Source organism: Embleya australiensis (genome assembly GCF_051903075.1).
Taxonomy (GTDB): Bacteria; Actinomycetota; Actinomycetes; order Streptomycetales; family Streptomycetaceae; genus Embleya.
Map to the genome: position 1 here is coordinate 3,768,320 of NZ_CP182423.1, position 13,462 is coordinate 3,781,781.

At 70.9% G+C, this 13,462-nt stretch carries 14 protein-coding genes and 3 pseudogenes; 8 read left to right on the top strand and 9 right to left on the bottom strand.

Annotated elements, in window-relative coordinates; all coding sequences use genetic code 11:
• The first annotated feature begins 25 nt into the window (after positions 1 to 25).
• From ACMXN5_RS46590 to ACMXN5_RS46615, 6 genes and pseudogenes are all read left to right on the top strand, one after another.
• Complete coding sequence (locus ACMXN5_RS46590; RefSeq protein ID WP_439680949.1) at positions 26 to 271, top strand: hypothetical protein; 246 nt, start codon at positions 26 to 28, stop codon at positions 269 to 271.
• On the top strand, positions 268 to 858 hold the full coding sequence (locus ACMXN5_RS46595; protein WP_439680950.1) for a cysteine hydrolase family protein: 591 nt from the start codon (positions 268 to 270) through the stop codon (positions 856 to 858). Before ACMXN5_RS46590 ends, ACMXN5_RS46595 begins: the two co-directional genes overlap by 4 nt.
• Positions 855 to 2,036, top strand: a complete 1,182-nt coding sequence (locus tag ACMXN5_RS46600; protein ID WP_439680951.1) for a glycine C-acetyltransferase — start codon at positions 855 to 857, stop codon at positions 2,034 to 2,036. The genes ACMXN5_RS46595 and ACMXN5_RS46600 overlap by 4 nt, the downstream gene beginning before the upstream one ends.
• Positions 2,033 to 2,827, top strand: a complete 795-nt coding sequence (locus tag ACMXN5_RS46605) for an SDR family NAD(P)-dependent oxidoreductase (protein WP_439680952.1) — start codon at positions 2,033 to 2,035, stop codon at positions 2,825 to 2,827. Before ACMXN5_RS46600 ends, ACMXN5_RS46605 begins: the two co-directional genes overlap by 4 nt.
• Before the next feature lie 165 nt (positions 2,828 to 2,992).
• Positions 2,993 to 3,265 (top strand): annotated as a pseudogene (locus tag ACMXN5_RS46610) (aldehyde dehydrogenase family protein); the annotation flags it as partial.
• A 330-nt stretch (positions 3,266 to 3,595) separates the two neighbouring features.
• On the top strand, positions 3,596 to 4,783 hold the full coding sequence (locus tag ACMXN5_RS46615; RefSeq protein ID WP_439680953.1) for a pyridoxal phosphate-dependent aminotransferase: 1,188 nt from the start codon (positions 3,596 to 3,598) through the stop codon (positions 4,781 to 4,783).
• Here ACMXN5_RS46615 and lepB read toward each other — a convergent pair.
• Genes lepB through ACMXN5_RS46635 form a run of 4 tightly spaced genes read right to left on the bottom strand, consistent with a single transcriptional unit; the run spans position 4,769 to position 7,576 of the window.
• Complete coding sequence (gene lepB / locus ACMXN5_RS46620; RefSeq protein ID WP_439680954.1) at positions 4,769 to 5,320, bottom strand: signal peptidase I; 552 nt, start codon at positions 5,318 to 5,320, stop codon at positions 4,769 to 4,771. The two genes, ACMXN5_RS46615 and lepB, sit on opposite strands and share 15 nt — an antisense overlap.
• Positions 5,317 to 7,191, bottom strand: coding sequence for an ABC transporter ATP-binding protein (locus ACMXN5_RS46625; protein ID WP_439680955.1), 1,875 nt, complete (start codon positions 7,189 to 7,191; stop codon positions 5,317 to 5,319). Before ACMXN5_RS46625 ends, lepB begins: the two co-directional genes overlap by 4 nt.
• Positions 7,192 to 7,220: 29 nt before the next feature.
• A complete protein-coding gene (locus ACMXN5_RS46630) occupies positions 7,221 to 7,391 on the bottom strand; it encodes a hypothetical protein (RefSeq protein ID WP_439680956.1) in 171 nt (56 codons plus the stop codon).
• Complete coding sequence (locus ACMXN5_RS46635; protein ID WP_439680957.1) at positions 7,388 to 7,576, bottom strand: hypothetical protein; 189 nt, start codon at positions 7,574 to 7,576, stop codon at positions 7,388 to 7,390. The genes ACMXN5_RS46630 and ACMXN5_RS46635 overlap by 4 nt, the downstream gene beginning before the upstream one ends.
• A 297-nt stretch (positions 7,577 to 7,873) precedes the next feature.
• On the opposite strand from ACMXN5_RS46635, the gene ACMXN5_RS46640 reads away from it, so the two are divergent.
• Positions 7,874 to 8,419 carry a MauE/DoxX family redox-associated membrane protein gene (locus ACMXN5_RS46640; protein WP_439680958.1) on the top strand — a complete coding sequence of 182 codons (546 nt, stop codon included), beginning with the start codon at positions 7,874 to 7,876 and terminating at the stop codon, positions 8,417 to 8,419.
• 4 nt (positions 8,420 to 8,423) lie between these two features.
• Complete coding sequence (locus ACMXN5_RS46645; RefSeq protein ID WP_439680959.1) at positions 8,424 to 8,963, top strand: TlpA family protein disulfide reductase; 540 nt, start codon at positions 8,424 to 8,426, stop codon at positions 8,961 to 8,963.
• A 27-nt stretch (positions 8,964 to 8,990) separates the two neighbouring features.
• On the opposite strand, the gene ACMXN5_RS46650 is transcribed toward ACMXN5_RS46645, so the two are convergent.
• From ACMXN5_RS46650 to ACMXN5_RS46670, 5 genes and pseudogenes are all read right to left on the bottom strand, one after another.
• Entirely contained in the window at positions 8,991 to 10,673 is a 1,683-nt protein-coding gene (locus ACMXN5_RS46650; protein WP_439680960.1) for a bifunctional aspartate transaminase/aspartate 4-decarboxylase, read from the bottom strand.
• Between the two features lie 20 nt (positions 10,674 to 10,693).
• Positions 10,694 to 10,849 (bottom strand): hypothetical protein, encoded by a 156-nt coding sequence (locus ACMXN5_RS46655; RefSeq protein WP_439681427.1) that lies wholly within the window; start codon positions 10,847 to 10,849, stop codon positions 10,694 to 10,696.
• A gap of 56 nt (positions 10,850 to 10,905) precedes the next feature.
• Positions 10,906 to 11,478 (bottom strand): annotated as a pseudogene (locus ACMXN5_RS46660) (aspartate-alanine antiporter); the annotation flags it as partial.
• Positions 11,479 to 11,524: 46 nt separating this feature from the next.
• Positions 11,525 to 11,704: pseudogene (locus ACMXN5_RS46665) on the bottom strand (aspartate-alanine antiporter); the annotation flags it as partial.
• A gap of 549 nt (positions 11,705 to 12,253) precedes the next feature.
• Positions 12,254 to 13,405, bottom strand: a complete 1,152-nt coding sequence (locus ACMXN5_RS46670; protein ID WP_439680961.1) for a hypothetical protein — start codon at positions 13,403 to 13,405, stop codon at positions 12,254 to 12,256.
• Between the last annotated feature and the right edge of the window lie 57 nt (positions 13,406 to 13,462).

Below are 13,462 nucleotides of genomic sequence, written 5' to 3' on the forward strand. Positions count from 1 at the left end.
GCCCCCTGAACCGATTGGAATGCCGATGAGCTCGTTCGTCGCAGCCGGCCCGGAAACCGTTGCGCCCCGCACCTGGCGCAAGGTCGGCATACGGATCATCCCACTGGTCGGCCTCGCGTACGTGGCGAGCCATATCACCGGGTACATCTCGTCCTGGACGGGCAATTTCACCTACGCACTTCTCACCATCGCCATCATCATGTCCGCCGGACTGGTGTTCCTGCTCACCGCGGGACGCCGGATGGAGCGGCTCGACAGGAGTTTGTCGTGACCACCGCACTGCTCATCGGTGACCTCCAACAAGGCATCACGGCCGGGTATCCGTTCGCCGCACGCGTACTGCCACAGCTTACCGAGCTGTTGCCGCGGGCCCGATCCGCCGGGATTCTCCCCGTGTTCGTGCACTTCGCGTTCCGCGCCAACGGCGCCGACCTGCCGCCCGACAACGCGCTGTACCGGTCGTTCCACGAGGCCGGTGACACCTTCCACCAGGGCGCGCCCGGCACCGAACTCGCCCTGCCCGTCGCCGACGAGGACGTCGTGGTGCTCAAGCGCCGGGCAAGCGCCTTCGCCGGCACCGATCTCGATCTCGTACTGCGCGCCCGCCGCGTCGACACGGTCGTGATCGCCGGCGTGGCGACCAGCGCCATGGTCGCCGCCACCGCCTACGACGCGGCCGACCGCGGCTACCACGTCGGCGTGTTGCGCGACGGCTGCGCCGACGGCGACGAGGCCGTCCACGACTTCTTCATGGACGTGGTCTTCCCCGGCCGCGGCTTCGAGGTCCTCGACTGCTCCACCTGGCCGCCCGAGTCGGACCCGGTGCCCACGGCTTCGACCCCGGAGGGCGACGCGTGAACGTCACCTTCCTCGACCGGCTCCGGGCCGAGCTGGACGAGCGCTCGGCCGGCCCCGGCCTGCGCCGCGACCTGGTGGTTTCCGGCCCCCAGCAGGCGACGCTCGGCGTGGCCGGCGAAACGCTCGTGAACTTCGCCTCCAACGACCACCTCGGGCTCGCCCACGACCCCGAGGTGGTCGAAGCGTCCCAACGGGCGCTGCACACCACCGGATTGGGGGTCGCCGCCGGACGCGTGCTCTGCGGCACCCGGGAGGTCCACGGGGAACTGGAAACCGCCATCGCCGAGTTGGTCGGTGCGGAGGACGCGGTGCTGTACACCTCGTGCTTCGACGCCAACCTCGGTGTGTTCGCCGCGCTGCTCGGCCCGCAGGACGTCGTCCTCAGCGACACGCTCAACCACGCGAGCCTGATCGACGGCATCCGCCTGACGCGAGCGGAGCGGTACGTCTTCGGGCACGCCGACATGGACGAGCTCGAACACCGACTCGCCGAGTGCACCGACGCGCGCCACCGCCTCATCGTCACCGACGGCGTCTTCAGCATGGACGGCGACATCACCCCGCTGCCGCGCCTGTGCGAACTCGCCGAACGCTACGACGCTGCCCTGTTGGTGGACGACTCGCACGCCACCGGCGTACTGGGCGGGACCGGAGCGGGCACGGCCGAGCACTTCGGGCTCACGGGCGGTGTCGACGTACTGACCGGGACCCTGGGCAAGGCGCTCGGCGGGGCTGCCGGGGGCTTCGTCGCCGGTCCCCGGGCGGTCGTGGAGACGCTGCGCCAGGTCTCGCGGCCGTACGTGTTCACCAACGCGATGGCGCCTCCGCTGGCCGCCGCGGCGCTGACGGCGATTCGCGTCGCGCGTGGACGGCCGGAGCTGCGCGAGCGCCTGACGGCCAATACCATCCGGCTCCGCGGCGCGCTCGGCGATCTCGGCTACGACGTGCTGCCGGGGGAGCACCCGATCATCCCCGTGATGCTGCCGGGTGGTTCGCGGGCGCGTGACGTGGCCGCGGCGCTGCGCCGCGACAGCGTGCTGGTGTTCGCACTGTCCCATCCGGTCGTCCCGGCCGGGCAGGAACGGATCCGGGTGCAGGTGTCGGCGGCACACACGCCCGAGCAACTCGAGCGGGCGGCGGCCGCGTTCGCCCGCGCACGCGCGTTGGTGGACGCGTGAGCGCCGCCGAGGGGCTTGCCGCGCCCACCAGTGCCGACGGCCGCGAACTGGCGGGCCGGGTCGCGGTGGTGACCGGCGGCGCGAGCGGCATGGGGTTGGCGACCGCCCACGCACTGGCCCGGCGCGCGGCGACGGTGGCGGTGTTCGACCTTGTCGCCCCGGGCCGCGAGGGTTGGGCGGCGACGCCGGCCGCCCCGGTCGCCCGGGTGCGGTCGGTCGGGGTGGGCGTGACCGACGGCGAGCAGGTCCGTGCCGCGTTCGCCGCGCTGTCGGCGGAGTTCTCCCGGCTCGACATCCTGGTGAACGCGGCCGGCACCGCACCGCCGACCGCGTTCGAGGACATCGCCGAGGCGGAGTGGAATCGTGTCCTCGCCGTCAACGTGCACGGCACCTTCCTGTGCTGCCAAAGCGCGTTGCCCGCGATGCGCGACGCCCGGTGGGGGCGGATCGTCAACTTCTCCTCCACCGCGGGCAAGACCATCAGCACCGCCGGGGGAGCGCATTACACGACCGCGAAACACGGCGTCCTCGGGCTCACCCGGCACCTGGCCAAGGCGTACGGGCCGGCCGGCGTGACGGTGAACGCGGTCTGTCCGGGGCTGATCGACACACCGATGGCACGCGGCCTGCTGCCCGAGGAGTCGTTGGCCGACATCGTCGGGTCGTTCCCGGTGCCCCGGATCGGACAGCCGTGGGAGGTGGCCGAGTTGGTGGCCTTCCTCGCGTCGGACCGGGCCGCCTACATCACGGGGGCCGCGATCGACATCAACGGGGGCGACTTGATCGGCTGACCCCGGATCGGCCCGACCGACGGCACCACGACGGCGCACCCGGCCACATCGAGCACGCGATACACCGCCGGACCGAATCCGGCACGGCCACAGGAAGGCGAGCAGTCCGTGAGTACAGGACGAGTCAGGACCGTCCGGCATCTCATCGGCGGCCGGGAGACGGCCGGCACGGCGATCTTCACCGCGAGCGGCCACGCGGCCCGCCTGTACCAGCGCTCGGCCCAGGTCGGGATGATCGGTGTGAATGTCCCGATCCCGGTGTCGATGGCGTTCCACTCGTTCGGCGGCTGGAAGCAGTCGCTGTTCGGCGCCCACCACGTGCACGGCGCCGAGGGCGTTTCGTTCTACACCCGGGCCAAGGCCGTCACGAGCCGCTGGCCCGAGCCGAACCACGACGAACTCCCGCCCACCGACCTGCACTTCCCGACGGCGCAGTGACCGATGCGGCCCATCGAGGGCCGGCCGGACCGGACGCGGCGGATCACGGCCGCGCCGTGCCGCCGGGTACCTCCCCGCAGCGCGCCCGGGCAGGGCCTACGGCCTGTCCGGCATCTCGATGGGGCCTTGCCGACCGAAGCGCTCCTCGCCAGGACCCGGAGCACGTCGCGATGGACGCGCTCGCACCGCCCGCGCATCGCATCGTGCGTGCCCTGCACGTCCCGCACCCGCAACCGCTCGAAAACGGACGCCAGTTCGCCCGGCGGGCTCGCCACGTCGGGGGCGATCAGGCCGCCAATCTGGTATCTCAAGATCGAACGAGGTTCCGAAATGCAGCAATTCGCAGCGAATTCCTGGGCTCTCCCCGCCGAACGCGGCCTGGACCCGATGGGCGCGATGAGCACCCGCGACCGCGCGGCGCGGGCGGCCTACGCCGGCGTCCGGGTCCTCGCGCTCGTGGGCGCGCCGATCCTGCCCATGCCCGCGCACGTGCGCGAGGCGGTGGTACGGGCGATGGACGAACCGGACCCGCGCGACAGCCGTGGCCTACCCGACCTGCGTGCGGCGATCGCCGCCGAACTGGCCCGCGACCTCGGGCTGCGCGTCGACCCCGAACGCCGACTGCTGATCACCCACGGCGCGATGCAGGGCCTGTCGATCGTGCTGCGCACCGTACTCGCGCCGGGGGACGAGGTGATCGTGCCGACGCCGACGTTCTTCTTCGACGGGCTCATCCGCGAGGCCGGCGCGAGACCGGCATTCGTTCCGGCACGGGAAGGCGACGGATGGGCGCTCGACCCGAGCGCCCTGGAGGCCGCCGTGACACCGCGCAGCCGGGCGATACTCCTGTGCAACCCGAACAACCCGACGGGCTATCTGCCCGACGCCGCCACGCTCGCGGCGGTGGTCGACATCGCGGCACGACACGGCCTGCTCGTCGTCTCCGACGAGTCGTGGCAGCACTTCACCTACGACGGACACCGGTTCCAGCCGATCGAGGCCTTCGCCGACCGCTGGCCGTACATCGTCACCGTCACGAGCCTGAGCAAGTACTACGCCCTCGCGAGCTGGCGCGTCGGCTACGTGCTGGCACCGCCGACGATCGTCGACGCACTCGAACGCCGCTTCCAATGGGAGGCGGTGTGCTGCGGGATCGTCCCCCAGCGCGCCGCGACCGCCACCTTGAACGGCCCACGCGACTGGCTCGACGGACCACGATCCACATATCAGGCAAAGCGCGACCTGATCTGCGACGGCATCACCGAAACGGGCCTCACCGAACAGGCGCGGCCCCAGGCCGGCGCATTCATGCTCGTGAACTGCGCGCACCTGGGGGAAACGCCCGCCGACATCGACGAGACGCTGCTCCGAAACGGCATCCCGACAATCCGCGGCGCCGATATGCACGCCCCCGACACGCACGTCCGCCTCACGTTCGGCTCGAACGACGAGGTCCTGGAGACGCTGATCCGGTCCCTGGCCCGGGCGTACCGGGAGTCGGTGTCACCCCGCTCGTGACGACCCCGGCCCGCCCCTTCGGTTGTCGCGGGGGCAAGCCGGCTCGATCGGCGCGCGACGGATTCGAGTGCCGGTCCCGACCACGCCCAGGACGGTGGACGCCGGCACGTATCCGAAGTGGCGTGAGTCGTGGGAACGCGGCGCATCCCCGCGTACCACCAGCGAACCCGCGGGCACGACGGCGTCGTTCGCGGCGCGTACGGCATCGCGCACCTCGGCCGGCACCGGATCGCCGGGCAGCGCCGCGACCCGCTTGACTAGCCAGCGCGGATCCCGACCGGCGCCGAGGGCCGCCGTGGGGTTGCGGAACACGACGACGTCCCCCCGACGCACCGCCCCGGCGCGGTCGACCAGGAGTCGTTCGCCGTCGGCGAAGGTCGGCGCCATGCTCGTGCCGGTTACCCGGACGAGTGCGAGGCGCGAGCGCACAGCCCGCACTCCGGCGAGTAGCAGGATCACGGCCGCGAGAACGACCGACACCCCCACGCCACCCGGCACCGCCCGCAGGCTCGTCGTCTCGCGTCCCCTCTCGATCACCGCGTCTCCTCGACGACCGTCGACCCCGTGGGGTTCGCGTACCCGGCGGCCTGGAGCGCGAACAGCCGGGCGTAGTGACCATCGGGCAACGCCATCAGCTCTTCGTGGCAGCCCAGTTCGACGATACGGCCGTCGTCGAGCACCGCGATCGTGTCCGCGTCGCGCAGGGCGCCGAGGCGGTGCGACACGAGCAGGCTCGTCCGGCCCCGACGATGCCGGCGCAGCGTGCGGTGCACCCGATGTTCGGCCTCCGGGTCCAGACCCGCGCTCGGCTCGTCCAGGATCAGCAGGTCGGCGTTTCGGCGCATCAGCGAGCGGGCCAGCGCGACCCGCTGCCACTGCCCGCCCGAGAGCGTGACGCCGCCCCCGGCGTCGTCCCGGTCGCGGTGGACGCGGCTGAGCTGGGTGTCGTATCCCTCGGGAAGACGCGCGAGGTCGGCGTCGATCCCGGCCAGGTTCGCGCTCTCGCGCACCCGTTCGCGGTTCTCGCGGTGCGCGATGTCGCCGACGCCGATGTTCTCGGCCGCGGTCAGGTCGTACGCCATGTAGTCCTGGAAGGTCGCGCCGACGCGGCGGCGCAGTTCGACCACGCTCATCGTGCGGATGTCGACACCGTCCCATCGGATCGTGCCGCGTTCGGGGTCGTAGAACCGGCACAGCAGTTTGACCAGCGTGCTCTTGCCGGCGCCGTTGCGCCCGACGAGGCCGATCGCGCGGCCGGCCGGGACGACGAGGTCGACGCCGCGCAGCACCCACGGCCCGTCGGCGTCGTAGCGGAACCACACGTCGCGGAACTCGATGCGGTCGTGCAGGGCGGGTACCGGATCGGTGCCGCCGGGCAGGTCGTCGGGCGTGTCCATGAGCGCGAGGTAGTGGCCGAGGAGGCGGACTCCCGATGCGGCCAGGCCGGCCTGCATGACGACCCCGGTGAACGCGCCCTGCACGCCGGCCGACGCGGCGACGAAGAGCGTCACGTCCCCGACGCCGAATCGGCCGTCGGCGGCGCCGACCACGACGACGACCAGGCCGAGACCCGCGACGAGCGCGTTCAGCGCGGCGAATCCCGATTGCACGAGTGCGGTGCGGCGCGCGACCGCGAGCTCGGCATCGGTGGCGTCGGCGAGCGCGCGCACCAGCCGCGCGTGCAGGAATCCGCCGAGCCCGAACAGCCGGATCTCCTTGGCCGCGCGCGGGTCGATCAGCAACGAGCGGTAGAACAACCGCCGGCGTTGGCGCCCGGACGTCATCTCCCAGACCGTGACCTGACGCCGTGCCATCGACAGTCGGGCCAGGAGCGCGGCGACGCCGCAGAGCAGGAGCAGCCCGACCATCGGGGGCCACACCGCGAAGAGCACGCCGACGAACGCGCCCAGGGACACGATCGAGCGCAGCACCTCCTGCGTGAACATGGTGATGTTGTGGGGCGCGTCCTCCGACGCCTGCTGCGCGAGCCGCAGGCGATCGTGGAAGGCGGGATCCTCGAACCGGCGCAGGCCCCGGAATTCGTCGACCTTGGCGAACAGGTCGCGCTCGACCGCCGCGACCAGTCTGCGTCGCACCAACTCGTTGAGATAGCCGGTGAGTTGCACGAGCGTGGCAGTGACCGCGCCGATTCCGGCCAGCGCGACCGCGAGCGCGACGACACGACTTTTGTCGATGCGATCGCCGTGCGTGAGTTCGTCGAACAGGAGCTTGGTGAGCCACGCGGCGGTGGCCGGCAGCATGCCGACCGCCACCGTCGCGGCGAACAGGAGCGTCGCCCCGACCGGCGCCGCCCGAAACTGGAGGGTCAGGGCGACTTTCACCGCCCGGGGCCGCAGCCGGGCCGCCGGGGACGCGTCACCCTCGCCGACCTCGGCCGAGGCCGACATCAGCGGGGAATCCCCACCGTTGCCCGCCCTCAGCAGGGGAAGCGGGTCGGGAGGCAGCGGTCCCAGCAGTCGTAGCGATACTCGTAGCCGTCGACACACGCGCACGTCTGGCCCATGTCGTCGTAGCAGGCGCCGGCGTGTTCCCGGCCGAGGGCGAGTTCCAGGAGCCGGTCGCCGAGTCTTGCGATGGTGCCCTTCATCGTGAACCTCCGAAGTCCGTCGTCCAGTCGATCGACGTGACCACGCCGATCGTGATCGGGGACGTGCCCGAACGGTCGTTCCGAAAAGCGATCACGCCGGTTTCATCACCCGGGGTTTCGATCACACGGTTCATCGCGGATGTTCCGGCACGGGTGGAATCGGGAAAGCCGGCAAGCGACTTCACCGAAACGAGACGTTAGGGCGTGCGGTCGGCGGACCGCAATAGGGCCGTCGAACATGTGCTCGCGGGCGCCCCGGCGGGCCCGGCCGGCAGGGGGCCCGCAACGTCGCCGCCCGGCCGGCGGCCCGTGGAGTGGCATGCTCCATGCCGCGAACACACCTGCCACACAAGCGAGTTGATATATCGCCGGGCAGTTCGGCCAGGCGCGGACCGGGCGTGCGCCGGCCCTGTCGGGAACGCCGGGCAACGCGTTACATTGCCTCGATCGGTCGGTCCGGTGGAGGGAAGCGAGGGCGATCGATGGGATACGCGTTACTTGCGTGCCGCGTGCTCCTGGGCCTCGTCCTGGTGGCCTCCGCAGGCGGAAAACTACGCGGCCGCAAGGCATTTCGTGTGTTCGTCGCCGCCGCGAGGGAGCTGGGCGCGCCGGCCCGGTGGGCGCGCTCGATCGCGATCGCCGTGGTCGTGGGCGAGATCGCCGCGGCGCTCTCGCTCGCGGCGGCACCGCGCGGGCTCGCGGGATTCGCCGTCGCCCTGCCTCTGTTGGCGGCCTTCACGATCGCCATCCTCGGCGCGCTGCGCCGGGGAACGAACGCGTCGTGCGCGTGCTTCGGCGCGTCCGCGACACCGATCGGCCGCCGGCACGTGGTACGCAACGCCGTGCTGATCACGGTCGCCGCAACCGGACTGGCCCTCGGCGCGGCCGGAGCGGCGACGCCGACACACCTCGCCGGCGCCCTGGCGGCGGTGTCGTGCGCGGTGATCGGAGCACTCGTGGTGATCTCCACCGACGAGTTGGCCGAGCTGTTCGATCTCGGCTCCGCGCCCGGCCCTCTCGGGAGGTAACGCCATGCCGTTCCTGATCGCCACCGTCGTGGTACTCACCGTGTTGTGCCTGCTGAATCTGCTGCTGACGTTCGGGATCATCCGCAAACTCCGCGCACAGCGCGATCATTCGCGTCCCGGGCCCGCCGCTCTCGCGTTGCCCGTCGGCTCGACCGCGCCGAACTTCTCCGCCGTGACGACGACCGGTGAGAGCATCACGCGAGAGGGCTTGGGCGAAACGTTGTTCGGGTTCTTCTCGCCGAACTGTCCCGCGTGTACCGAGCGGTTGCCGCGGTTCGTCGAGGCGGCCCGACGCGAGAGCGGTCGCAGGGCGCTCGCCGTGCTCGCCGTGCTCCACGGAGACGACGCGGCGACCCGCGCACAGGCGGCGGCCCTGCGCGACGTCGCCCGCGTCGTGGTCGAGGCGTCACCCCACGGACCGCTGGGCACCGCCTTCGCGATCACGGGCTATCCGGCGTTCGGGCTGATCGACGCCCACGGAACGGTGACCGCGACGGGCCTCGACCCCGAACGACTCACCGCGTCCGCCCACTCGACGACCTGACCGCACACGACCTTCCGGAGCCCGCCCCTACCGGTCACCGTTGTCGCCGGGCCTGCCCGCGTCCGCCCATTCGTCGTGGTACTGGCGGAAGATGTCGCGGATCGCGTGGCCGATGCGCAGGTAATCGAGGTCGTTCAGGTTGGCGAGAGATACCCGGATCGACCACTGAGGGCCGTCGAATCCGCCGCCGTTGAGAAGAACCACCGAGGTCTGTTCGGCGAGTCGGAACAGCGGGTCGACCGGCTCGTAGTTGTTCTCCAGGAACTTCGCGAAGCCCGAACCGTACACGCGACCGGCCTCGGCGAGCAGGTCGAGTTCGACGTAGTAGCAGGCACGTTTGGGGTCGTCGGACACTTTCATGCCACTGCCTTCGAGGAGCAGCCCGAGGCGCCGGTGCACGGTCTGCTTGAGGAGCTCCTTGTAGGCCTGTCCTTCGTCCAGCAGGCCGAACAGGGAGAACAGTGCCATCTGGGCCTGCTGCGGGCAGCCGAGCCCGGCGGTGTGGTTGAGCGCGACCTGACGGGAATCGGCGACGAGCCGGTCGATGAACCGCATGGAGCCGGGATTGAGGGAAAGTGTCTCGTATCGTCGGTGGAGGCGCTGTTTCTCGGCATCGGGGAGGGCGGCGATTCGCGCGTCGATGACGTTGTCGTCGTGCAGTCCGATGACGCCGAGCCGCCAGCCGGTGGCGCCGAAGTGCTTGGAGTAGGAGTACACGAGCAGGGTGTTGCGTGGGAGATCCGCGGCCAGGGTCCGGAAGTCGTCGACGAACGTCCCGTACACGTCGTCGGTGACGACGACCAGGTCGGGGTTCCGGTTCGCGACGATGTCCTTGATCTGCGCGGTGACACGGCTCGACAACGCCAACGAGGGCGGGTTGCTGGGGTTGACCAGGCACACCATCTTGATCGAGGGGTCGGCGAGCTTGGCGATCTCGGCTTCCGGATAGCGCCATTCGCGGACCCCGGCCTCGGCGAACAGGTCGGCCTCGATATCGACGACGTCGAAGCCGTATGTGTCCAGTTCCGGGATCTCGATGTACGGCGTGAAGACCGGCACCATCAAGGCGATGCGGTCGCCGCGGCGCAGGATGCCGTTCTTCGTCAACGAGTCGAAGATGTAGCACATGGCGGCGGTGCCACCCTCGGTCGCGAACAGGCTCATCCGACCCCCCTGGGGGACCGCGCCGTCGAAGATCTCGTGATGAAGATAGGCGCGGACGGCCTGCTCGGTGTGGACCAGGATGCGGTCCGGGCCGGGGTAGTTGTCGCCGATCCAGGCGTCGACGAGTTCGTGCACCCACGGGTCGGGTGCGAAGCCGAGCGTTTCGACGCCGTATCGCACGCACTTGTGCAGCAGTTCGACCCCGGGGAGGCCGGGGTGAGCGGCGCGGAACACGTCGAAGCGCGCGGCGCCGCCGTCGGGGGCGGGCATTCCGGCCAGGTCGTCCGAGCTCCATACCCGCCGGCTCTCCTCGACGGCGAAGTGGCCGAGCGCGAGGAACGCTTCGCGCGGCTCTGCGGCGTTCCAGTTCGGATTTCCCCGGCCGGCGTTGAGCATGGCGAGGGCGGCGACGTGCTTTTGTCGGTCGGCCGGGGGCGCGGACGCGGCGTGGTGCTCGGCCAGTCGAATGAACTCGCTCTTGAATTCGAACGGGCTCGGCTCGGAGAGCGCGCGCATCTTCTCGCGGCTGTAGGTGGCTTTCGGCATGGTCGGAATCCTTCGGCTTGTCAGTGGGTCAGCAGGACGATGACCGAGCCCCAAATGGTCAGCAGTACGTTCCCGACGGCGTACGGCACCGTGTAGCCCAGGGTGGGGACTTGGCTCTTGGCGTTCTCGTTGAGCGCGCCGATCGCCGCGGCGGTGGTCTGTCCGCCGGCGAGCACTCCCAGGAGGATGGGGAGTCGGATTTTCTGGACGAAGTGGCCGACGAGGAATCCGACGCGCGCAGGACCGTCTCGTAGTACCCCTCGCCGAGGTCCGGATCGTCGCTGGGAACGTGCCGTTCGCGGGCGAGCTTCGCGCTCTCGTCGGCGAGATTCCGGCGCAGCAGCGCGGGATAGATGTTGGCGAGCAGGACCGCGCACAGGATGGTGCCGAGCGGGTAGGTGACGGCGTAGCCGACGGCGACCAGGTTGCCCTCGGCCTGGCCTTTGGCGCCGCCGTTGCCGGGGAGTTGGGAGATGGCGTCCTGGGCGACGCCGATCACCGCGGACTGGGTCAGCGCGCCGCCCAGCAGGCCGGCACTCAACCCCGGGCCGTAGTCGAGGAGTTCCGCGAACCCCCAGCACACCAGGAGGCCGGTGACGCAGACGGTGACGGCGTTGACGACCTGCGGGAGGCCGTCCTTCTTCAGCCCGCGGAAGAACTGGGGGCCGACTTTGTAGCCCAGGGCGAACAGGAACATGATGAAGAACAGCGATTTCACCGTGCCGTTGATGCCGACCTCGATCAGCGCGCCGAGCAGCAGCCCGCCGATCAGGCAGCCGGTCACCGCGCCCACCAACGTGCGCCTGCAACTCCTTGGACCGGGCAGGGGTGATTCCGCTCAGATGGGCGATGGCCTCCTGCGCGGTGCCGACCGCGGCGGATTCGGTCGCCGCGCCGGCGAGGATCCCGGCCCCGGTGCCCACGTCCAGTCCGCCGATCGAGGTGATCGACACCGCGAGGACGACCACCAACACGGCTTCCATGATCGACAAGGCGCCGAACCGCAGACCCTTGGCGTTCAGATTGGCCACGAACCCGCGCCGAACGGGTGAAGCCGGGAGGGCCCGTCATCGACTCCGTGTGAAGATCGGCCCCGAAGCCGCCGAACCGTGTCCCGCGGACGTCGCCGGAGGATGACGCCGCCATCGGTGTCGGTCGGCGAGGGCCCGGCCGCGTCCGGTCCGGCGCCGACCGGGTGCCGGGCCACCCATCCGTTCACCCGGGCCGGACGCCCCGGCCCCCGATGGTCCGGTCCCACGGCCGGAACGCCTCCGCCCACGGACCGCCGTCGAGCGCGCCTCCGGCGGGAGCTGCCGGCCGATCCGGGGCCTCGGGGTGGGCGGTTCGCCACCGTGCGCCGTGTCGTGGTGGGCCGACGCCGACCAGGGACCTGCCCAGCCGCCACGGCCTCCCGACGCGAAAGGCGGTGCCGTGGTTGACCCGCGGCACCGCCACTCGCCGTCCGGCGATCCGTCCCGGTTGTTCCTCGTCCGTCACCACGATGGGTGGATCGTAGTGCGAACCCCGTTACACACCGCCGGACTTCCACCCTCTGTGCGTGCTCGGCGTCCGCGCCTGCATTACGGACACAGCGGCACGTCGGGTAGTCGCTTGTCGGGTGACCCGACGTATATGTTGGTCATGTAACCCCCGTACTGCGGCAGATGAGCCCACCACTGGTTGGTGTACGGCGGAACCGTGATCTCCTCCCCTTCGACCTGGCAGTCGACCAGGACCTCCACCCCGGCGGGGAGGGTCGTCACCACCGACGATCCGGTGTTCGACCCATTCCGCACGTGCACCCCCGTGCTCCACGTGCCGAATCGGGATCCCGTCGGTCGCACCGCGCCGGGTACGTTCAGCGAGCGCGTCAGTCGGCCCACGTCGGTGTAGGCCTTCCCGTACGACGTGCCCGCCGGATGGAGCGTCAGGACCGCCACGATCGACCGGTCCCCGGCCCCGACCGTGCCGGTGGTGTGCAGTGCCGGACTGGTCAGGTCGATCCCGCCGGCCGTGGTCGCCACACCGGCGGGAGCGGCCGAGGGCGCGGTGGCGGTCGGCCCGCAACCGCCCGAGTCGAAGCCCGACCAGCCCTGTTTGACCGCCCACGGACGGTCGAAGGCGGACGGGATCCCGAAGTGCTGGTCGAAGCTGTCGACCGCACACCGGGTGGACTGGCGCAGATCCCCCATCACCGCGTCGCGCACCGGAGCCGGCGCGGTGTCGAGCAGGTAGCGGTAGATCCGGACCACGTCGGCGGCCGACAGCGCGGTGTAGCCCCAGAAGTTCGGGTCGTCCGGCGGCGCGGTGTCGACCAGATGCAGTCGGGTCACCATACGCTCGACGACCGCCCCGTATCCGGCCCGCGTCCACAAGTCCCCGGCCGCGGCGTCGTCGCTGCCGCGCAACATGCGGTCGAAGGCCGGTCGATCGACGGCCGGAATCGCATATGTGGGCCCGCGATTCCACAGGTAGTCCAGGGCGATGAGCAGTTTGACCACCGATGCCGAGCGGAAGCGCCGGTTCGCGTCGAGTTGTTCGGAGAACGTACCGGTCTGCCGATCGAACACGGCGACTCCGGCGGTCACGCCGGCGGGCACCCGGATCGCGCTCGGCCCCGCCGCCGTGCCGGACGAAGCGGCCGGTCGGCCGGTGGCCGGGCTCCCGTTCCAGACCCCGGCCACGATCGCGGCACACAGCACCGACACCAGCACCGCGAGCAGTCGGCCCACCCTCCGGGGCGGCAACCCCGCCGCCGAGGCGGCGAGGTCACCGCGTGCCGGGGTCAG

Bases quoted from the DNA above. Each gene is read 5' to 3' on its own strand.
- ACMXN5_RS46590 (WP_439680949.1), top strand. From the start codon at position 26: ATGAGCTCGTTCGTCGCAGCCGGCCCGGAAACCGTTGCGCCCCGCACC.
- ACMXN5_RS46625 (WP_439680955.1), bottom strand. From the start codon at position 7,191: ATGTCGGCCTCGGCCGAGGTCGGCGAGGGTGACGCGTCCCCGGCGGCC.
- ACMXN5_RS46630 (WP_439680956.1), bottom strand. From the start codon at position 7,391: ATGAAGGGCACCATCGCAAGACTCGGCGACCGGCTCCTGGAACTCGCC.
- ACMXN5_RS46615 (WP_439680953.1), top strand. From the start codon at position 3,596: ATGCAGCAATTCGCAGCGAATTCCTGGGCTCTCCCCGCCGAACGCGGC.
- ACMXN5_RS46645 (WP_439680959.1), top strand. From the start codon at position 8,424: ATGCCGTTCCTGATCGCCACCGTCGTGGTACTCACCGTGTTGTGCCTG.
- ACMXN5_RS46650 (WP_439680960.1), bottom strand. From the start codon at position 10,673: ATGCCGAAAGCCACCTACAGCCGCGAGAAGATGCGCGCGCTCTCCGAG.
- ACMXN5_RS46640 (WP_439680958.1), top strand. From the start codon at position 7,874: ATGGGATACGCGTTACTTGCGTGCCGCGTGCTCCTGGGCCTCGTCCTG.